Origin of the sequence: Bacillus cabrialesii (assembly GCF_004124315.2) — a bacterium.
In the GTDB taxonomy this organism is placed as follows: domain Bacteria; phylum Bacillota; class Bacilli; order Bacillales; family Bacillaceae; genus Bacillus; species Bacillus cabrialesii.
The window spans coordinates 2905686-2925371 of the sequence record NZ_CP096889.1 but is presented as its reverse complement, the minus strand read 5'-3'; the positions used below and the strand labels follow the sequence as shown (position 1 = coordinate 2925371).

The window sequence follows — 19686 nt, the reverse complement described above, 5'->3', positions numbered from 1 at the left end:
AAAAGAAACACGGTTGAGAGGAGATTTTTATCATGGCAGAACAGAAAAAAGTCGTATTAGCATATTCAGGAGGTCTTGATACTTCCGTCGCAATAAAATGGCTTCAGGAGCAAGGATATAATGTAATCGCCTGCTGCCTGGATGTCGGTGAAGGCAAAGATTTGGCATTTGTTCAGCAGAAAGCGCTGGAAGTCGGCGCAACAAACTCCTACGTGATTGATGCAAAAGAAGAATTTGCACAGGACTACGCGCTAATCTCTTTGCAGGCTCACACGATGTATGAAGGAAAATATCCGCTCGTTTCAGCATTATCCCGGCCGCTGATTGCGAAAAAACTGGTTGAAATCGCGGAAAAAGAAGATGCACAGGCGATTGCCCACGGATGTACAGGGAAAGGAAATGACCAGGTTCGTTTCGAAGTTTCCATTAAATCATTAAACCCTGACCTTGAAGTCATCGCGCCGGTTCGGGAATGGCAGTGGTCACGTGAAGAAGAAATTGAATATGCGGCAAGCCGCGGCATTCCGATTCCGATCAATCTTGACAGCCCGTATTCTATCGACCAAAACCTGTGGGGACGCGCCAATGAGTGCGGCATCTTAGAAGATCCATGGGCGGCTCCGCCAGAAGGCGCATACGATTTAACAGCTCCGCTGGAAAAAACGCCGGACACGCCGGAAGTGATTGAAATTGCATTTGAACAAGGTGTGCCTGTCTCCATTGACGGCGTATCCTACTCGCTTTCTGAACTGATTTTGAAGCTGAATGAAATGGCAGGCGCACACGGTGTCGGACGTATCGACCACGTGGAAAACCGCCTTGTCGGCATTAAATCCCGGGAAGTATACGAATGCCCTGGTGCGATGACACTGATCAAAGCGCATAAAGAATTAGAAGATTTGACACTGGTGAAAGAGGTAGCCCACTTTAAACCGATCATCGAGCAAAAAATGTCAGAAATCATTTACAACGGCTTATGGTTCTCACCGTTAAAAGACGCGCTGCACGCTTTCTTAAAAGAAACGCAAAAGCATGTCACAGGCATTGTCCGCGTGAAGCTGTTTAAAGGCCATGCGATTGTAGAAGGACGTAAATCAGAATACTCTCTATATGATGAAAAACTTGCAACATATACAAAAGACGATGCGTTTGATCACCATGCGGCAATCGGATTTATCGAGCTTTGGGGACTTCCGACAAAAGTAAACAGCATCGTGAAAAAGAAGGAGCAGATTAAAGCATGAAGAAGCTTTGGGGAGGCCGGTTTCAAAAAACACCGGAAAAATGGGTCGATGAGTTCGGCGCTTCCATATCATTTGACCAAAATTTAGTAACTGAAGACATTACAGGGTCTCTCGCACATGCTGCCATGCTGAAAAAATGCGGTATCCTGACAGCGGAAGAAGAGCTGAAAATACGTGAGGGACTGAATACCCTTCTGAAAAAAGCAGAGGAGGGAGCGTTGGCATTCTCAGTCGATTATGAAGATATTCATTTGAACATTGAGAAAATGCTCATTGACGAAATCGGCCCGCTCGGCGGCAAGCTGCATACCGGCAGAAGCCGGAATGACCAGGTGGCGACTGACATGCATTTATACTTGAAAAATCATGTCGGTCACATCATCGAGCTGATTGAGGCATTCCAAAGCGCGCTGATTGAAAAGGCGGAAGCGAATGTCGAAACGATTCTGCCGGGCTACACTCATCTGCAGCGCGCCCAGCCGATTTCATTCGCTCACCATCTGCTTGCGTATTTCTGGATGCTTGAGCGCGACAAGGAGCGCTTTCAGGATTCAATGAAGCGGATTAACAAATCTCCGCTTGGGTGCGGCGCACTCGCGGGAACAACCTTCCCAATCGACCGTGATTATTCAGCGGAACTGCTTGGCTTTGATTCCATTTATGAAAACAGCCTTGACGGCGTCAGCGACAGAGATTTCATTTTGGAGTTTTTAAGCAACAGCAGTATGCTGATGATGCACTTATCCCGATTCTCAGAAGAAATCATCCTATGGTGCTCCCAGGAGTTTAAATTCATCGAGCTTGACGATACGTACGCAACGGGAAGCAGCATGATGCCGCAAAAGAAAAACCCTGATATGGCAGAGCTGATCCGCGGAAAAACGGGACGCGTTTACGGCGATATGATGGGGCTGTTTACGATTATGAAAGGCCTTCCGCTCGCCTACAACAAAGACCTTCAGGAAGACAAAGAAGGCATGTTTGACACGGTGAAAACGGTTGAGGGAAGCCTCCAAATCTTCACAGGCATGATCCAAACAATGACTGTGAACAAAGACGTCATGAAGCAAGCGACAAAACAAGATTTTTCAAATGCGACGGAACTGGCCGATTATTTAGCGAAAAAAGGAATGCCGTTCAGAGAAGCGCATGAAGTGGTTGGAAAACTTGTGTACACATGCATTGAAAAAGGGATCTATTTAAGCGATATGCCGTTTGGCGATTTTCAGCAGGCGAGCACGCTCTTCGAAGAAGACATTTACACTGTCTTAGACCCTTACCACGCGGTGGAAAAAAGAATGAGCGCCGGAGGCACCGGATTCAAGCAGGTGGAACAGGCGCTTGAAAAAGCGAAAGCTTGCGTGGCAGCCGGAGTTTGTTAAAATTTCCTTCATAAAATCCCGTCATTATAGCCAACCTACCTCTATAATGATGGGAGGCAGAATGATGAAAAAAGAACCGGAACGCTATATTTATGATGAACAAGAAAGCCAGGAGACAACAAGGCTCATTTCAGAAGCATATCAAAGCGGTTATGTCGATATGCATGATCAGGAGCCTTCATCTTCTGCAGAATAAGCTGTCTGTACAGACAGCTTTTTTTGTATGTCAAAGTGTAAAAAGTGATATTGAAGGCCTTTTATAGTAAAGTAGAAGAAGAAACACTTTATTGAAAGCGGCGACGTTGCTTTGGGAGGTATTCATGTGCGACATGCTTTAATTACTGCCGGTTCGAAGGGTTTAGGCCGCAAAGTGACTGAGACGTTGCTTGCAAAGGGGTATTCAGTAACAGTCAATTACAGGCAGGATGAGGATGCTGTAAGCCGCCTGAAGGAAGCCTGTCCTGATTGTCTGGACCGGCTTCAATTTGTAAAAGGAGATGTCACCAAAAAAGAAGATCTGCTGCGTATTGCAGAGGCTGCCTTAAACCGCTTCGGAAGGATCGACTTTTTGATTAACAACGCGGGACCATACATATTTGAACGTAAAAAGTTAGCCGATTATACTGATGATGAATGGTACGGCATGCTGGAAGGAAATTTAAGCGCCGTCTTTCACTTATTTAAAGCGGTAATTCCTATTATGAGAAAACAGCAATTCGGGCGAATTATCACGTACGGATTCCAAGGTGCGGCGCACGCGCCCGGCTGGCTTCACCGATCGGCGTTTGGCGCTGCGAAAGTGGGTTTGGCCTCTTTGACGAAGACCATTGCCATCGAAGAAGCCGAATTCGGCATAACCGCCAATATGGTTTGCCCGGGGGACATTGTCGGCGACATGAAGGAAGCGTCAATAGAAGAAGCCAGAAAACGGATCGGCAAAGAAAAGACGCCGATAGGAAGATCCGGCACAGGCGAGGATATCGCCCGGATTATCGCTTTCTTGTGTGAAGAGAACTCTGACCTTGTAACAGGGACTGTCATTGAAGCCACCGGAGGACTCAATGTCATTAATAAGAATCAAACAACATAAGTTTTTCAGCTTTTTAAAAAGGGAAAATAAAAAAATCGAAATAACGTGACGAGGTGAAAAAAATGAAAGTGACATATCACGGACATTCTGTAATCACAGTGGAAACAAAGGATCACAATATTATATTTGACCCGTTTTTGACAGGGAATTCGTTAACGAATGTAAAGCCGGAGGATGTAAAAGCAGACGTCATCTTATTGACGCACGGCCACAATGATCATGTCGGCGACACTGAGCAAATCGCCAAGCAAAACAACGCGCTGGTTGTAGCTCCGAACGAGCTCGCTGTGTACTTGGGCTGGAAAGGCTTAAATGTTCATCCAATGCACATCGGCGGCTCACGCCAGTTCGATTTTGGAAAAGTGAAGCTTACACAGGCCTTTCACGGATCAGCCATCACAGATGAAGAAAACAAAACGATCACGTACACAGGCATGCCAGCCGGTATTTTGCTGACTGTCGAAGATAAAACGATTTTCCACGCGGGCGATACGGCTCTATTTTCTGATATGAAGCTGATTGGCGAATTGAATCATATTGACCTTGCCTTCCTGCCGATTGGCGACAACTTTACGATGGGACCTGAAGACGCCAAGCTTGCCGCCGAATGGCTGCGGGCAAAACAGGTCGTGCCGGTGCATTACAATACATTCCCGGTCATCGAACAAGACCCTGAGGCATTCGCTGACAGCCTGCCGGGCGGAGTCGGCAAAGTCATGGCGGTCGGTGAGACGATCGAGCTTTAAATCTGTGAAAACATCTCCTGATTCCTCAGGAGATGTTTTTTATTTTGAAAAAACGTACGGATAAGTCAGTGACAGTACCTTGTTATCCCGTGATTGCTTTGTAAGATTTTTCTTCCGGATCTCCTCTTAATTCTTTGCTGCGCTGGTGAAAATGTTTGGTCAGACGATCGATCAAGTCCTTCGTTGCGGGGTCAAAATGATCTGCTTTTCGATTTGTTAACAGCCCTATAGGCGGTGCAATATCCAGATTCAGAATGGGAATAACAGTAGTGCCGCTAAGCGGTTTAGAATGTGCGGTGCTGGTGAAGATTGAAATCCCGATGTTTTCCCGTACGTAATATTCATGTGCCATGCTGCTCGTGAGCTCCATTTTTTTGTAACGATTGCCGAGTGCTTTATGTAAATGCTGTTCCATTTGTATGCGAATGGGGCAATTGGCGGGCGTAAATATAAAACATTCTCCTTCTAAATCAGATAAATGAACAGCTTTCTTCTGAGCGAGAGGATGGCGATCAGATACAATCACATTTAATGTGTCATAAAAAATGGGAAGATAGAAGTTTTCAAGAATCAATTCCGGCTCACCGCAGACGGCAAAATCAATCGTTCCGTCTAAGAGCTTTTGACTGCAGGTATTGGCGTCGTCAACGTTGATATTAACGGTTATCTTTGGGTAATCCTTTAAGAAATCCTTTAAAATCTCAGGGAATATCAGACTGGCAGTCGGCTCTGAAACGCCTATGTTGATGATGCCTGCCTCCTCTTCCTTTAAGTCGGAGAGGTTGTGTTTAAGCGCCTCGTATTGAGTCAAAAGATCTCCTGTTCGTTCATAAAAAAGTTTCCCCGCTTTTGTCAGCTGCAGGTTTTTTCCCCTTTCAAACAGCTGCGCGCCTAAATCCTGCTCTAATTGCTTCATACGCATGGATATCGTTGGCTGCGAGTAGTTCAGTATTTCCGCAGCTTTATAGAAGCTTCCGAATTTGACAATCGTGTGAAACGTTTTAATTGAGCGAAACTCCAATGTGCTCCCTCCTGTTTTTCATCATTAAAATTACTGAAGTGAAGGTTTACTTTTTTTGATTAGCCAAAGATCAGAGTATGCTTTATAGTATAAACAATAAAAGCATAGTAAACAAATAGGAATTATATATTTTATGAAGGGGAGTGCCGGAAATGAGTAAGGATATTTTTCGATTGGCAACTGTTGAAGATGCACCGGAGCTGTTGAAACTGGTTAATAGCGCTTTTCAGCCAATTCGTCAGCTGGATATTGATTGGCCTTCCACGAGAGCTGATATCCAGATGGTATCAGAAAATATTGAAAATCATTCAGCGATCGTGCTGGAGCGGGATGGGAAGCTGATTTCAACAATTACCATCAGATTTCCATGGGAGAGTGAGAAGCCCCCTTCAAAATATCCGTTTGTTTGGTGGTTTGCGACGCTACCGGAATATAAAGGGCAGGGCGCAGGAAGTAAGCTCCTGACGCACGTTGAGGAAAATGTTCTTCGCGATATGCTGAAGGCGCCTGCGCTGACGCTCGGCACTTCTGCACGCAAACACCCTTGGCTTGCCGATATGTACAGAAGGAGAGGGTATGAAGTGTATTTTGAGCAGGAAAAAGACGGAGACATAGGTGTGATGATGCATAAGGTTCTGATTCCGGAACGATTTGACCCGGCGCTTTTAGGTGTGCCCAGCTGGGCGTAATGTGAGGCAGCCTATGAAAAAGCGAATGGGACTGGTTTTGCTGCTGTCAGTGTTTGTGTTTCTTGGCGGGTGCGGATCGGAAAAAAGTAAAACAGATCGTCAGGTTCAAACAGTCATAGTTGGTACTGGAACGGATTTTCCGAATATTGCGTTTTTGAATAAAAAAGGCGATTTGGCCGGGTATGACATTGAAGTGATGAAAGCCATCGATAAAGAATTGCCGCAATATACATTTGAATTTAAAACGATGGATTTCTCAAATCTGCTGACGAGCCTGAGTAATAAAAAAATTGATGTGATCGCGCACAATATGGCCAAAAATAAAGAACGAGAAAAGCGTTTTTTATATCATAAAGTGCCTTATAACTATTCGCCGATGTACATCACGGTGAGTGAGGATAATAACAAGATTCATACATTAGAAGATTTGCATGGGAAAACCGTCATTGTGGGCGCCACATCAAATGCGGCCGACTATATAACGAATTACAACAAAACGCATGGCAATCCGATTCATCTGAAATACGCAGGACAGGGAAGCAATGACACTGCAAACCAAATTGAAACCGGTCGTGCCGATGCAACAATAGCAACACCGTTTGCCGTTGATTTTCAGAATAAAACGCACGCCTTCCGCCAAAAGACAGTCGGCGATGTGTTATTGGATACCGAGGTGTACTTTATGTTCAATAAAGGGAGCCAAACCTTGGCCGACGACACGGATCAAGCGATTAAAAAGCTGGAGAAAAACGGAACGTTAAAAAAACTAAGCCGGAAATGGCTTGGTGCAGATTATTCAAAATCAAGCTTTGAACAATAAATGGGGCGATGAGATGAGAACAACAGCAGCATTCATGGCAATATTATTTTCACTTATTACGGTTTTGTCGGCTTGCGGCGCAGGCAATCAAACGACGGGTGCTGACGAAAAGAAGGTACAGACAATCACGGTTGGGACTGGAACTCAATTTCCGAATATATGCTTTATCGATGATAAAGGCGAGTTAACCGGTTATGATGTCGAACTGATCAAAGAACTTGATAAACGTTTGCCGAATTATAAATTCACGTTTAAAACAATGGAATTTTCCAACCTGCTTGTCAGCCTTGGACAGCATAAAGTCGATATTGTGGCACACCAAATGGAGAAAAGCAAAGAGCGTGAGAAAAAATTTCTGTTCAATAAGGTAGCCTACAATCATTTTCCTCTCAAAATAACCGTGCTTCAAGATAACGATACGATTAACGGAATTGAAGATTTAAAAGGAAAACGGGTGATTACGAGCGCAACTTCCAACGGGGCGCTTGTACTGAAGAAATGGAATGAGGAAAATGGAAGGCCGTTTGAGATTGCCTATGAGGGCCAAGGCGCAAATGAGGCAGCCAATCAGCTGAAATCAGGACGTGCCGACGCCACCATTTCAACGCCTTTTGCAGTAGACTTTCAAAACAAGACGAGCGCCATTAAAGAAAAAACGGTCGGTGACGTGCTTTCGAATGCCAAAGTGTATTTTATGTTTAACAAAAATGAACAAACGTTAAGTGACGATATTGATAAAGCTTTACAGGAAATCATTGATGACGGAACGCTGAAAAATCTCAGCTTAAAATGGCTTGGAGACGACTATTCCAAGGAGCAGTATTAAGGAAAAAGAGAGGGAGCAGTGATGGAAAAAGCGTTTGATATCAACATGATTACAGATTTTGTGCCAACGCTAATCGGTTATTTGCCGGTTACATTAGCCATTCTGGCGCTGTCGTTGCTTTTCGGTTATATTTTGGGGCTTCTTTTGGCGCTTCCTCGCATTTACAACATTCCAATTGTGAGTCAATTGGCAAAAGTGTATATCTCGTTTTTCAGAGGAACGCCTATTATGGTGCAGCTTTTCATCGTGTTTTATGGAATTCCGGCGCTTACTGGGCTTATCGGGATTGATACATCAAAAATGGACCCGTTTTATGCTGCTGTCGCAACTTACGCGTTAAGCAACGCTGCTGCAGCCGCTGAAATCATTCGAGCGGGGGTGGGCAGTGTTGATAAAGGCCAAACAGAAGCGGCGTACAGTATCGGCCTTAGCGGAAGCCAGGCCTTCAGGCGCATCGTTTTGCCCCAGGCGCTTGTGCAGGCTTTTCCGAATATGGGAAACATGGTGATCAGTTCTTTAAAAGATACGTCTCTTGCTTTTTCAATAGGTGTCATGGATATGTCCGGAAGAGGCCAAACCCTAATCACCTCGAGCAATCATTCTCTTGAAGTATACATTGCGCTATCCGTTGTTTATTACGCCGTAGCGGTTTTATTCGAATGGTTCTTTAGAGTAGCCGAAAAACGTATCAAAAAGAATCAAACAAGGCTTGTTACCGTTTTTGACATGAACATACATTGACGTATTTCTAGGATGAGGAGGGAGTAGGTTGCCATTTGACTTTTCGTTTATCGCTTCCGCCATGAAAGAAATGATAAAGACCATTCCGCTGACATTGATAATGGCTGTTTTGCCGGTCGTGTTTGGATTTCTCGTGGCTCTTGTAAATATAATGGTCAGAATTTTTAGAATAAAGCGGTTGATGGCTTGCTCAAGGTTTTATGTGTCATTCTTTCGAAGTACACCTGCAATCCTTCATATCATGCTGATTTATTTAGGGATACCGCCGATTGCAGATCATGTGAGCAGCTTGTTTCATATCGGCTGGTCCGCCAATGAAATACCGGTCGCTGTGTTTGTCATTATGGCTTTGTCTTTAACTGCCGGAGCTTATCTGACAGAGATCATCCGTTCGGGTATTCTGGCGATGGATACCGGGCAGGTCGAAGCGGCTTATTCAGTCGGCCTGACACCCGGTCAAACCTTTCGGCGGGTGATATTGCCGCAGGCGTTGATGGTTTCCGTTCCAAACTTCACCAACTTGGGCATCGGCTTTTTGCATACGACCTCTATCGCGGCTATTGTGGCTGTTCCCGAAATAACAGGGACAGCGACAATCGTTGCTTCGGATAATTACGCTTTTCTGGAGGCTTTTATCGGAGCTGCAATGATTTATTGGATTCTGACTCTTATGATCGAAGCTGTTAGCGGGATCTTCGAGAAAAGAATAGCCAAATTTCAAGGAGGCACATGATGATTGAGATTAAAAATATCCATAAACAGTTTGGCATCCACCATGTATTAAAAGGGATAAATCTCACTGTACGCAAGGGAGAAGTTGTGACCATTATCGGGCCGAGCGGATCAGGTAAAACCACCTTTTTACGCTGCTTGAATTTATTGGAACGGCCGGACGAAGGGGTCATTTCCCTACAAGACAAAGTGATTAATTGCAGCTATCCGTCCAAAAAAGACATTCACTGGCTCAGAAAACAGACGGCAATGGTATTCCAGCAATATCATCTGTTTGCTCACAAAACGGTGATTGAAAATGTCATGGAAGGCTTGACGATCGCCAGGAAAATGAGAAAGCAAGACGCATACGCCGTAGCAGAGAATGAACTGATAAAGGTCGGGCTTCAAGACAAATTAACTGTTTATCCCAGTCAGTTATCGGGAGGGCAAAAACAGAGAGTCGGGATAGCGAGGGCGCTTGCCATTCATCCGGATGTGCTGCTGTTTGATGAGCCGACGGCTGCGCTTGATCCGGAGCTGGTCGGCGAAGTTCTGGAAGTGATGCTGGATATCGTAAAAACCGGTGCCACCATGATTGTTGTTACACATGAAATGGAATTCGCCAAAAGGGTCTCTGATCAAGTTGTTTTTATGGATGAAGGAGTCATAGTTGAACAAGGCACTCCGGAAGAAGTCTTCCGCCACACCAAAAAAGAACGAACGAGACAGTTTCTCCGCCGCGTTTCGCCGGAATATTTATATGAACCAAAAGAATTCATAAAGGAGCCGGTGATATGATCCGCTTAAGTATTTTAGATCAAAGCTTGATTGGTGAAGGGGAGACAGCAGCCGATACACTGCAGCAAACGGTGAAGTTGGCGCAGATGGCTGAAGAGTATGGATATCACCGGTTTTGGGTGGCTGAACATCACAATAATGAAGAAATTGCAGGATCTGCGCCTGAGGTTCTTTTAGGTTATCTTGCCGCTAGCACAAAGAACATTCATTTAGCATCAGGCGGAGTGATGTTGCAGCATTACAGCCCTTACAAAGTGGCGGAGCAGTTTCACCTTCTGTCGGCGTTAGCTCCCGGCCGTATAGATCTCGGAGTGGGCAAAGCGCCCGGCGGGTATCAGCTGTCAACTGACGCGCTGCAGGCCGAATATGAAAAACCGGCGCGAAAGTTTGATGAAAAACTGGAGGAACTTACTCATTTCATTCGGGATGATTTTCCTGATACCCACCGGTACGCGGCACTGCGTCCTGCTCCGCGGGTTGATCAGCAGCCGGGGATTTTTCTGCTGGGAGGAAGTGTGGAGAGTGCCATTTCGGCTGCCAAACTGGGAATCTCTTTTGTTTTTGCTTACTTTATTAATGGTGAAGAGGAAGTGCTGAAAGAAGCACGCCAAGCTTTTGACACGCATCTGCCTTCAGGATCTGAGGCTGAATTCCATCTTGCTCCCGCTGTTTTTGCGGCACATACGAAAGAAGAAGCGGAAAAACATATTGTGTCGCGTGAAACGATAAAAGTGGTTTTACAAGACGGGCGGAGAGTCAACATCGGCTCCCGTCAACAGGCTGAGGCCTATCTTGAAAACGTCAGCCAGCCCTATGACATCATTGTGCAAAAAACCGGGGTGATTGCTGGAACGAAAGAAGAGGCTGCAGATGAGTTAAAGCGTTTATCAGACACATACAAAATCAATGATTTTGTTATTTTTACACCGATGAAACAAGCTGACGAAAAACAGCTGTCTTATCAGCTGCTGAGCGAAGCGGTTTTAGCCGCCAAACGTTAAAGGGGGATGGAAGCATGACTGATGTTGTGAACATTGTGGTTTGGAGTAAAAAAGGCTGTTCGTATTGCAAAGAAGTCAAGAATTACTTAGATGAAAAAGGGGTAGCGTTCCAAAATATCGATGTGTCGGAGAAAGAAGAGCTGCGTGATATTCTGCAGGCGAAATATGGGATACGCCATGTGCCTGTGGTCGAAATCGGGAGCGGCAATCAGTATCAGGGGATTACTGAAATCGGGATTGAACACCTTGACCGTGCACTTGCCATGTATGCGCAGATAAAGGAGGCAAAAGATGACACGTTCTGATTTTATTCAGTTTGGAGCCATAATTCACGGTGTCGGGGGAACGACTGACGGCTGGCGACATCCCGATGTCGATCCCGGGGCAAGTACGAATATTGAATTTTACAAACAAAAAGCGCAAACAGCCGAAAAGGGGTTGTTCAGTTTTATTTTCATTGCAGACGGTTTATTTATTTCTGAAAAATCAATTCCCCATTTTTTAAACCGATTTGAGCCTGTGACGATATTATCGGCGCTTGCATCGGTCACCAAAAATATTGGTTTGGTAGGGACGTTCTCTACATCTTTTACTGAGCCATTCACCATCTCCAGGCAATTGATGTCGCTGGACCATATAAGCGGGGGCAGGGCCGGCTGGAATCTGGTTACTTCTCCGCAGGAAGGAGCGGCGCGCAATCATAGTAAGTCCAATCTGCCGGAACACACTGAGCGTTACGAAATCGCGCAGGAGCATTTGGATGTTGTACGCGGACTGTGGAATTCCTGGGAGCATGACGCATTTATACACAATAAGAAAACAGGGAAATTTTTTGCACCGGAGAAGCTTCATCGCCTGAATCACAAAGGAAAGTATTTTCAAGTAGAGGGACCCTTGAATATCGGGCGCTCTAAACAGGGAGAGCCTGTAGTGTTTCAAGCGGGTTCATCAGAAACAGGCCGGCAGTTTGCCGCCAAAAATGCGGATGCGATTTTTACCCATTCCAATTCATTCGAAGAGACAAAAGCGTTTTATGCGGATGTGAAAAGGCGCGCTGCTGCCGAAGGGCGTGATCCTTCCAGTGTGCGGATTTTTCCGGGAATCAGTCCGATTGTGGCAGATACGGAAGAAGAGGCAGAAAGGAAGTACCGTGAATTTGCAGAATTGATTCCGATTGAAAATGCTGTTACCTATTTGGCCCGTTTTTTTGATGATTACGATCTGAGTGTCTACCCGCTGGATGAACCGTTTCCCGATATTGGCGATGTCGGAAAGAATGCGTTTCAAAGCACAACGGACCGGATTAAGAGAGAAGCAAAAACCAGAAATTTGACATTGCGGGAGGTAGCGCAGGAGATAGCCTTTCCGCGGTCCTTATTCATTGGCACACCAGAGCAGGTCGCATCCTTAATTGAGACTTGGTTCAAAGCTGAGGCCGCTGATGGATTTATTATTGGGTCGGATATACCGGGAACACTTGATGCTTTTGTAGAAAAAGTGATTCCGATTCTTCAAGAAAGGGGGCTTTATCGTCAAGATTATCACGGCGGGACATTGCGGGAAAATCTCGGTCTTGGCATTCCGCTGCAACAGTCCGTGTTACATTCATCAAATTAGGTACCCTTTGATCAGAAGGCGGAAGCTGAGATGGGAGGAAGACTGGTTTGACGATCATTGCAGGTACGGTTGTGAAAGGAAAACAATTAGGGAGAAAGCTTGGATTCCCCACGGCAAATGTAGATGCGAAAATGAATGGGCTGCAAGATGGAGTTTATGGGGTTCTGGTGTTAGTCGATCATCAATTTTATTTAGGAGTGATGAATATCGGCGTGAAACCGACCGTCGGCTCTCACCTTCAAAAGACATTGGAGATTTATTTGTTTGACTTTCATAGAGACATCTATGGAAAAAAGGTCGAATGCAGCATTCTCTTTAAATTGAGAGAAGAAAGAAGGTTTGATTCTTTGGAGTCTTTAAAAAAGCAAATAAAAAAAGATATTTCATGCGCGGCAAAACGCTTTGAACAGATTGGAATGACGACACAAAACAAAAAAGAAAACCTGCTTTCCCATCAGGAATTGAATCTTCCGGATCTCTGCTTTTACAAGAAATGTAACAATCTATACGGCATCAACCGAGGTGTATACAATGTCATTGATAATTGGTTTTTCGAGTATGGAATTACGCAGATTGCTTACAGGCGCATTTATATTTTATCTTTTTTAAGCTTTTTAAAAGAAGGCGATCAAAAAGCCTCCAGCAAGTATATAAAATTTGGGGCGGGCGGTCTGGCTGGTAAGTTGAGTCGGTTTGCTGCTGCTTATATTGAAGAGCCTGAAGAAAATAGATTGGGATAGGGAAAGGAGCGGGAAACATGACTTTGGATTATTGGAGAAATATAGAAGGCGCATATCCATTTCAGAACACAAATGAAGAATATTCCTCAACGCTGGAAAAACAGCTCATCGGCATTCGCCGCCACCTGCACCAATATCCTGAACTGTCGAAAGAAGAATTTGAAACAACTGATTTTATAAAAAAATGCCTGACAGAAAAGGGGATACAGATTCGCCCTACTTCACTGAAAACGGGAGTATTCGCAGACATAGCGGGAGAGTCAGAAGGTCCGTCGATTGCTTTGAGGGCTGATATCGATGCCTTGCCGATTGAAGAAAAAACAGGCTTGCCTTATGCGTCTAAACATAAAGGAATCATGCATGCGTGCGGGCATGATTTTCATACGGCAGCGCTTCTTGGTGCTGCTTTTTTATTAAAGCAAAATCAAGACAGCCTGAAAGGAAAGGTTCGTTTATTATTTCAGCCGGCAGAGGAATCAGGTGCCGGCGCTGCAAAAGTGATAGGGGACGGCCAGTTGGATGGTATTGATGCAGTGATTGGCCTTCACAATAAACCGGATATACCGGTGGGCACGGTAGGGTTAAAAACAGGGCCGCTTATGGCTGCTGTTGACCGATTTAAAGTAGAGATACAAGGAAAAGGCGCTCATGCAGCATTGCCGCATAATGGTTTTGATCCCATTGTCGGCGCCTCTTCTCTTATCGTCGCCCTGCAAACGATTGTAAGCAGAAATGTAAACCCGCTAAAAAGCGCCATTATCACAGTGGGGAAAATCAGCGGCGGCAGCACATGGAATGTCATCCCCGATTCCGTTGCAATCGAGGGCACTGTTCGCACTTTTGACCAAGAGGTTCGTCATCATGTACAGCAGCGTTTTTTGGCTGTCGCAAAGCAGATCTCTTCTGCTTTTTCGTTAAAGGCAAATGTGAAGTGGCATTCCGGGCCGCCGCCGCTTTGTAATGATGAGGCAATAACTGAGCTGGTGCGAGACGCTGCACATAAAGCAAGACTTCAGGTCATTAATCCCGACCCGTCAACTGCCGGAGAAGATTTCGCTTACTATCTGGAGCATATCCCCGGCTCATTTGCATTTTTTGGAACAGGCGGCGATCATGATTGGCATCACCCGGCTTTTACAATTGATGAAACTGCCATAATAAAAGCCTCTTATTTTTTATATGAAAGCGCTAAGAGACTATTACATTAACAGGAATGAGGAGTTAAAAATATCTGATTGAGGTGTTCTGATGAAGAAATTAATTGTTTTTGCATTTATAGGTTTGTTATCGCAATTAATAGACGGTTCGTTAGGTATGGCTTATGGGGTTACCTCAACTTCTTTGTTATTGGCTTTCAGCATCACACCTGCTGTCGCTTCGGCTTCTGTCCATTTAGCGGAAGTCGTAACAACTGCCGCATCGGGAGTGTCGCATATTAAATTTGGAAATGTTGACAAACAAACCGTTTATCAGCTTGTCATTCCTGGTTCAATAGGCGCTTTTTTAGGTGCGGCATTTCTCAGCCGTTTGCCAGGAGATGTGGCGAAACCCTATATTTCTTTGTTTTTGCTCCTGCTGGGCGGATATGTATTGATTAGATTTTTATTTCAATACAAGCCTGCTCTTGAGAAAAAATACGTGCCGTTAAGCCGAAAACAATCCATTCCATTAGGAGTAATCGCCGGTTTTGCAGATGCCACAGGCGGAGGCGGCTGGGGACCAGTCACAACGCCGATTTTATTATCACGCAAAGGCTTGAGCCCGCGAAAAGTGGTGGGGACAGTAGATACAAGTGAATTTGCCATCGCAGTATCTGCAACTGCCGGTTTTCTTATTTCATTAGGGTGGGAGGATGTCAATTGGTTATGGGTATGTTCGTTAATGGCCGGCGGAATCATCGCAGCTCCTATCGCAGCATGGCTGGTGCAGAAATTTCATCCGCAATTGATGGGTGTGCTTGTCGGAGGATTTATTATTCTGGTAAATGCCAGAACATTGGTAAATGAATGGATCGAAAACAAAGCTGTTTATCCATTGATCTACACGGCGATAGGAGCAATTTGGCTGTTCGCTGTTTTATTCGTTTTATCTAAAATAGGGAATCGGCATATTGTTAAGACAGCGGCTGATGTCCATTTAAAAGAAAAATAAATACTTTTTCGTTTTATGAGATAAAAGGAATCACGAGGTCCATGCCGCTTGATTGGAAAAAAATCAGCGCTGTAAGAAGCCGGGAAGGCTTCTTTTTTATTTTCCAGCCTCATTGCGTACGAATCCTCCGAGCCCTTATAATGAAAACAGAAGACTGTCCTTAGAGGTGAAAGGCTTGGCAACGAAGCATGAACAAATATTAACGTATATTGATTCACTGCCTGTCGGTGAAAAAATCTCTGTGCGAAGAATTGCGAAGGAAATGAAAGTAAGCGAAGGGACCGCGTACAGAGCGATCAAGGAAGCGGAGAATAAAGGGTTTGTCAGCACGATTGAACGTGTGGGCACAATCAGGATTGAGCAAAAGAAAAAAGAGAACATTGAAAAGCTTACCTACGCAGAGGTTGTAAATGTCATAGACGGACAAGTGCTCGGAGGACGGGCCGGACTCCATAAGACATTGAATAAATTCGTTATCGGCGCGATGGAACTGGACGCGATGATGCGTTATACCGCAGCGGGGAATCTTTTGATTGTCGGAAACAGAATCAACGCACACAGACAGGCGCTTGAAGCGGGTGCTGCTGTATTGGTGACGGGAGGCTTCAACACGGATGATAGCATTGTGCAGCTGGCAGATGAGCTTGAGCTGCCGATTTTATCTACGAGTTATGACACGTTTACAGTCGCCGCAATGATTAACCGGGCGATTTATGACCAGCTGATCAAAAAAGAAATTGTCCTGGTGGAGGACATCCTAACGCCTGCTGACCGTACGGTATATCTTTCGCCTAAGGATAAGCTTGAAAAATGGTATGAGAAAAATTTTGAAACAGGGCACGGCCGGTTCCCGGTTGTCGACGAGCAGATGAAAATCCACGGCATCCTGACATCAAAAGATATTGCCGGCCATGACCGAAACGCACCTATCGAAAAGGTCATGACAAAAAACCCCGTTACGGTTATTGGGGAAACATCTGTCGCCTCAGCGGCGCAAATGATGGTATGGGAAGGGATCGAAGTGCTTCCCGTCACTGACGGCCACCAAAAACTGATCGGCATGATCAGCCGCCAAGATGTGTTAAAAGCCCTTCAAATGATTCAAAAGCAGCCGCAGGTCGGAGAGAAGCTCGATGACATCGTTTCAAGAGGATTTAAAGATGAGGATAATGATAAAGAGGATCAAACGGTTTACGAGTATGAAGTCACGCCGCAGATGACAAATCAGCTCGGAACCATTTCCTATGGTGTGTTTACGACCATTTTGACACAAGCGGCAAACCGGTTTTTGCGTTCGAAAAAACGCGGCGAACTCGTTATCGAAAGCATCACCATTTTCTTTTTGAAGCCTGTGCAGATGGAATCAGTCATCGAGGTCAAACCGCGCATCTTGGAGGCCGGCAGAAAGTTCGGGAAAATGGAAGTTGAAGTGCACAGCCAAGGCCATATCGTGTCTAAAGCGATGCTGATGGTTCAGCTGATGGAAAGAAGCTAAGGGACGTTCAGGCGCCCCTTACGCGTGATCTCTTTCAGCTTCTTTGGCGTGAAGGGGATTGTAATGCCTATAAGCTTTATAACCTGCCCAAGCGCTTCCTGCTCCTATGACGATAAAGATGCCGCCGATTACTAACGTTAATACTGAATGGAATAATATCATTTGGTTGAGCCCGTAGAACAGGACCAGTGACCCTAAAGCCATGCTTGATTTTGCTGAACAGATTTCTTTTTCCAACGCTTGCTTTGCCCGTACGCCTTTTACTTTATAGTACACATAGAAGCAGGCTGAAAGCCCAATCAAAAAAACAAGAACCAGCATAAATGAAATCCTCCATCGTAAAAGTTTACAAACCCATTCTATACAAAAACGGGCTTGGTTTTGACGTTATTTTTCTTTTCCGTCGGCAGAGAATGTGATTTAATGAATAAAAACAATAAAGGAGTATCAAATGAAAACAGAACTGATCAGAACCATATCATTATATGACACGATTATCTTACATAGACATGTGCGTCCTGATCCGGATGCCTACGGATCACAGTGCGGACTTACGGAAATCCTGCGTGAAACATATCCTGAAAAAAATATTTTCGCAGTCGGCACGCCTGAACCGTCCCTCTCTTTCTTATATTCCCTTGATGAGGTGGACAATGAAACATATGAAGGCGCACTTGTCATTGTCTGCGATACGGCAAATCAGGAAAGAATCGACGATCAGCGTTATCCTTCAGGCGCCAAACTGATGAAAATCGACCACCATCCGAACGAAGATCCATACGGCGACCTTCTCTGGGTCGATACAAGCGCAAGCTCAGTAAGTGAAATGATTTACGAGCTGTATTTAGAAGGAATAGAGCACGGCTGGAAGCTGAATACGAAAGCGGCAGAGCTGATCTATGCCGGCATTGTCGGAGATACCGGGCGCTTCTTATTTCCGAATACAACGGAAAAAACATTAAAATATGCAGGCGAGCTCATTCAGTATCCATTCTCTTCCTCAGAGTTGTTTAATCAATTGTATGAAACAAAACTGAATGTGGTGAAGCTTAACGGCTTTATCTTTCAAAATGTGTCATTGTCCGAAAACGGCGCCGCTTCTGTTTTTATCAAAAAGGATACGCTTGAAAAGTTCGGCACAACGGCTTCAGAAGCATCGCAGCTTGTCGGGACGCTCGGCAATATCTCAGGTATTCGCGCTTGGGTGTTTTTCGTAGAAGAAGACGATCAAATCAGAGTCAGATTCCGTTCGAAGGGGCCCGTCATTAATGGACTTGCCCGGAAATATAACGGCGGAGGGCATCCGCTTGCCTCAGGCGCCTCTATTTACAGCTGGGATGAAGCTGATCGGATTTTAGCTGATCTGGAAACATTATGTAAAGAACACGAGTAGAGGGGAGACCCTCTCTCTTAGTGTTCATCTGTGACGGGGATGAACCAGCAGCCGAAATCAGTAAGGTCCTCGTAGACTTGGAGATTGTGAGATTGAAGTTCTTTTTTGATGAGGGAAGCGAGTGAGTTTGTTTCGGCATATGCAGAAAAACCTTGTCTGAGCCGGGCTGCTTGATCTTTTGCTAACTGACGGTCACTGTAAACCTCCATTTCCCTTCCTCCTTCCTTTCGCCATTAAGCCTCACATATAGTTTATAAAAAAGAATGGGAAAAAGCGACAGAAGTTTGGAGAATTTAAAAAAAATCCATAATTACGCGGCGAATGATATTTCAAGTTCTACTGTCAATCTTGTATAAATCGTTAATTCCTTGACGGTAGCTTCGTATTTTTTTTCGTTGATCAAATAGACTTTATTTTCAATTGTCCGTTTTAAAAGATCCTTTGTTTGATAGACGCTCTCTATGTCCTTTGTAATGACCTCTGAAATATCATCCTTTACATGCTCCTCGAATTTCGTTTTATCCGGCTGTGATATTTTATATTTATCCCCATTCAGCAATTTAACGCTGACGCTTTGAATCAGCAGTTTTCTTTTATTGTCTTCATTCAGTTTATGGAGGTCTTCCTGATAGATCGAAATTTGATTATTCAAGTCTTTTACGTGCTCTTTTTGTTTTTCGATGAGGCTGACCTGCTCCTCTTGGAATGTTCCGTAAGTAAACAGAAAAAAGAACCAGCTGATTACGGCTCCGCACATCATTCCCGCGAAGAAACGCTGCCACCCCGGTTTTTTGTAATGCTGCGGGACCCTCATGAAGAAAGATGCTCCTGGGTCAGCCATGAAATAATGAGCCAGCCGCTTTGCGCGCCGCCCATGGCCGAGATAATCAAAAGCAGCTGCTTAAAGATATCTCTCGTATTGCCTTCAAGAATGCCCCGTTCAAAGCTGTATACCGCATCAAATGTGCCTCCGATAGCGGCGACAAGCGCCCATATTTTTAACCGGTTTGCAAGCTTTGTAATGGCTGTAAGCGGGGCTTCGCCTGCTAAATATGCTCCGAGCCCTCCGATGAGCGCGCCCCCGATCAGCACCCCTAACGCAATGAAGTAGCTATTGATAAAATTCACCATAAATCCTGCTTCCTGATCCATCTTTATCACCTCACCTTTTATATCATATTGAGCTTTCAGGACAAGTATGATGATCAGTCAAAAAAG

Annotated in this window: 23 protein-coding genes and 1 pseudogene; 19 read left to right on the top strand and 5 right to left on the bottom strand. The window is 44.9% G+C overall.

Annotated features, from left to right (window positions below):
• Nucleotides 1-32: 32 nt before the first annotated feature.
• The 5 genes from EFK13_RS14980 to EFK13_RS14965 all read left to right on the top strand — a co-directional run bounded on the left by EFK13_RS14980 (nt 33) and on the right by EFK13_RS14965 (nt 4462).
• Nucleotides 33-1244, top strand: a complete 1212-nt coding sequence (locus EFK13_RS14980) for an argininosuccinate synthase (RefSeq protein WP_103748527.1) — start codon at nt 33-35, stop codon at nt 1242-1244.
• Nucleotides 1241-2626: an argininosuccinate lyase gene (gene argH, locus EFK13_RS14975; RefSeq protein WP_119996065.1), complete on the top strand. Its 1386-nt coding sequence runs from the start codon at nt 1241-1243 to the stop codon at nt 2624-2626. The genes EFK13_RS14980 and argH overlap by 4 nt, the downstream gene beginning before the upstream one ends.
• 61 nt (nt 2627-2687) lie before the next feature.
• On the top strand, nt 2688-2822 hold the full coding sequence (locus tag EFK13_RS21115) for a hypothetical protein (protein WP_075747820.1): 135 nt from the start codon (nt 2688-2690) through the stop codon (nt 2820-2822).
• 126 nt (nt 2823-2948) lie between these two features.
• Nucleotides 2949-3716 carry an SDR family oxidoreductase gene (locus EFK13_RS14970; protein WP_064816637.1) on the top strand — a complete coding sequence of 256 codons (768 nt, stop codon included), beginning with the start codon at nt 2949-2951 and terminating at the stop codon, nt 3714-3716.
• Nucleotides 3717-3778: 62 nt separating this feature from the next.
• Nucleotides 3779-4462 carry a metal-dependent hydrolase gene (locus tag EFK13_RS14965; RefSeq protein ID WP_064816636.1) on the top strand — a complete coding sequence of 228 codons (684 nt, stop codon included), beginning with the start codon at nt 3779-3781 and terminating at the stop codon, nt 4460-4462.
• Nucleotides 4463-4544: 82 nt separating this feature from the next.
• On the opposite strand, the gene EFK13_RS14960 is transcribed toward EFK13_RS14965, so the two are convergent.
• The gene (locus EFK13_RS14960; RefSeq protein ID WP_129507922.1) at nt 4545-5483 is read right to left on the bottom strand and encodes a LysR family transcriptional regulator; all 939 of its coding nucleotides are present in this window, start codon (nt 5481-5483) and stop codon (nt 4545-4547) included.
• A 152-nt stretch (nt 5484-5635) separates the two neighbouring features.
• Between EFK13_RS14960 and snaA the strand changes: the two genes are divergently transcribed.
• The 13 genes and pseudogenes from snaA to EFK13_RS14895 all read left to right on the top strand — a co-directional run bounded on the left by snaA (nt 5636) and on the right by EFK13_RS14895 (nt 17075).
• On the top strand, nt 5636-6172 hold the full coding sequence (snaA, locus tag EFK13_RS14955; RefSeq protein WP_129507923.1) for an N-acetyltransferase SnaA: 537 nt from the start codon (nt 5636-5638) through the stop codon (nt 6170-6172).
• 13 nt (nt 6173-6185) lie between these two features.
• Nucleotides 6186-6992, top strand: a complete 807-nt coding sequence (locus EFK13_RS14950) for an amino acid ABC transporter substrate-binding protein (protein ID WP_129507924.1) — start codon at nt 6186-6188, stop codon at nt 6990-6992.
• Between the two features lie 13 nt (nt 6993-7005).
• Nucleotides 7006-7818 carry a sulfur-containing amino acid ABC transporter substrate-binding protein TcyK gene (tcyK, locus tag EFK13_RS14945; RefSeq protein WP_129508058.1) on the top strand — a complete coding sequence of 271 codons (813 nt, stop codon included), beginning with the start codon at nt 7006-7008 and terminating at the stop codon, nt 7816-7818.
• A 21-nt stretch (nt 7819-7839) separates the two neighbouring features.
• A complete protein-coding gene (gene tcyL / locus EFK13_RS14940; RefSeq protein WP_129507925.1) occupies nt 7840-8559 on the top strand; it encodes a sulfur-containing amino acid ABC transporter permease TcyL in 720 nt (239 codons plus the stop codon).
• Between the two features lie 28 nt (nt 8560-8587).
• A complete protein-coding gene (locus EFK13_RS14935) occupies nt 8588-9292 on the top strand; it encodes an amino acid ABC transporter permease (protein ID WP_129507926.1) in 705 nt (234 codons plus the stop codon).
• Nucleotides 9292-10071, top strand: a complete 780-nt coding sequence (gene tcyN, locus EFK13_RS14930) for a sulfur-containing amino-acid ABC transporter ATP-binding protein TcyN (protein WP_129508059.1) — start codon at nt 9292-9294, stop codon at nt 10069-10071. Before EFK13_RS14935 ends, tcyN begins: the two co-directional genes overlap by 1 nt.
• Nucleotides 10068-11072, top strand: a complete 1005-nt coding sequence (locus EFK13_RS14925) for an LLM class flavin-dependent oxidoreductase (RefSeq protein WP_129507927.1) — start codon at nt 10068-10070, stop codon at nt 11070-11072. Before tcyN ends, EFK13_RS14925 begins: the two co-directional genes overlap by 4 nt.
• A 14-nt stretch (nt 11073-11086) precedes the next feature.
• Complete coding sequence (locus EFK13_RS14920; protein WP_129507928.1) at nt 11087-11377, top strand: glutaredoxin family protein; 291 nt, start codon at nt 11087-11089, stop codon at nt 11375-11377.
• Nucleotides 11364-12689: an LLM class flavin-dependent oxidoreductase gene (locus EFK13_RS14915; RefSeq protein WP_129507929.1), complete on the top strand. Its 1326-nt coding sequence runs from the start codon at nt 11364-11366 to the stop codon at nt 12687-12689. The genes EFK13_RS14920 and EFK13_RS14915 overlap by 14 nt, the downstream gene beginning before the upstream one ends.
• 47 nt (nt 12690-12736) lie before the next feature.
• The gene (gene ribR / locus EFK13_RS14910) at nt 12737-13429 is read left to right on the top strand and encodes an RNA-binding riboflavin kinase RibR (RefSeq protein ID WP_129507930.1); all 693 of its coding nucleotides are present in this window, start codon (nt 12737-12739) and stop codon (nt 13427-13429) included.
• 17 nt (nt 13430-13446) lie between these two features.
• Nucleotides 13447-14668: pseudogene (locus tag EFK13_RS14905) on the top strand (M20 peptidase aminoacylase family protein).
• Between the two features lie 9 nt (nt 14669-14677).
• Nucleotides 14678-15580 (top strand): sulfite exporter TauE/SafE family protein, encoded by a 903-nt coding sequence (locus EFK13_RS14900; RefSeq protein ID WP_129507932.1) that lies wholly within the window; start codon nt 14678-14680, stop codon nt 15578-15580.
• A 175-nt stretch (nt 15581-15755) separates the two neighbouring features.
• Nucleotides 15756-17075, top strand: a complete 1320-nt coding sequence (locus EFK13_RS14895; protein WP_129508060.1) for a CBS domain-containing protein — start codon at nt 15756-15758, stop codon at nt 17073-17075.
• A gap of 18 nt (nt 17076-17093) precedes the next feature.
• Here the strand turns inward: EFK13_RS14895 and EFK13_RS14890 are convergent, their stop codons facing one another.
• Nucleotides 17094-17396 carry a YtpI family protein gene (locus tag EFK13_RS14890; RefSeq protein WP_129507933.1) on the bottom strand — a complete coding sequence of 101 codons (303 nt, stop codon included), beginning with the start codon at nt 17394-17396 and terminating at the stop codon, nt 17094-17096.
• 130 nt (nt 17397-17526) lie between these two features.
• On the opposite strand from EFK13_RS14890, the gene nrnA reads away from it, so the two are divergent.
• Nucleotides 17527-18468, top strand: coding sequence for a bifunctional oligoribonuclease/PAP phosphatase NrnA (gene nrnA, locus EFK13_RS14885; RefSeq protein WP_129507934.1), 942 nt, complete (start codon nt 17527-17529; stop codon nt 18466-18468).
• 17 nt (nt 18469-18485) lie between these two features.
• On the opposite strand, the gene EFK13_RS14880 is transcribed toward nrnA, so the two are convergent.
• The 3 genes from EFK13_RS14880 to ytrH form a co-directional block, all read right to left on the bottom strand.
• Nucleotides 18486-18677, bottom strand: coding sequence for a YtzJ family protein (locus tag EFK13_RS14880; protein WP_003229407.1), 192 nt, complete (start codon nt 18675-18677; stop codon nt 18486-18488).
• Between the two features lie 101 nt (nt 18678-18778).
• Complete coding sequence (gene ytrI, locus EFK13_RS14875; RefSeq protein WP_064816618.1) at nt 18779-19282, bottom strand: sporulation membrane protein YtrI; 504 nt, start codon at nt 19280-19282, stop codon at nt 18779-18781.
• Nucleotides 19279-19620, bottom strand: a complete 342-nt coding sequence (gene ytrH, locus EFK13_RS14870) for a sporulation membrane protein YtrH (RefSeq protein WP_003223537.1) — start codon at nt 19618-19620, stop codon at nt 19279-19281. The genes ytrI and ytrH overlap by 4 nt, the downstream gene beginning before the upstream one ends.
• Between the last annotated feature and the right edge of the window lie 66 nt (nt 19621-19686).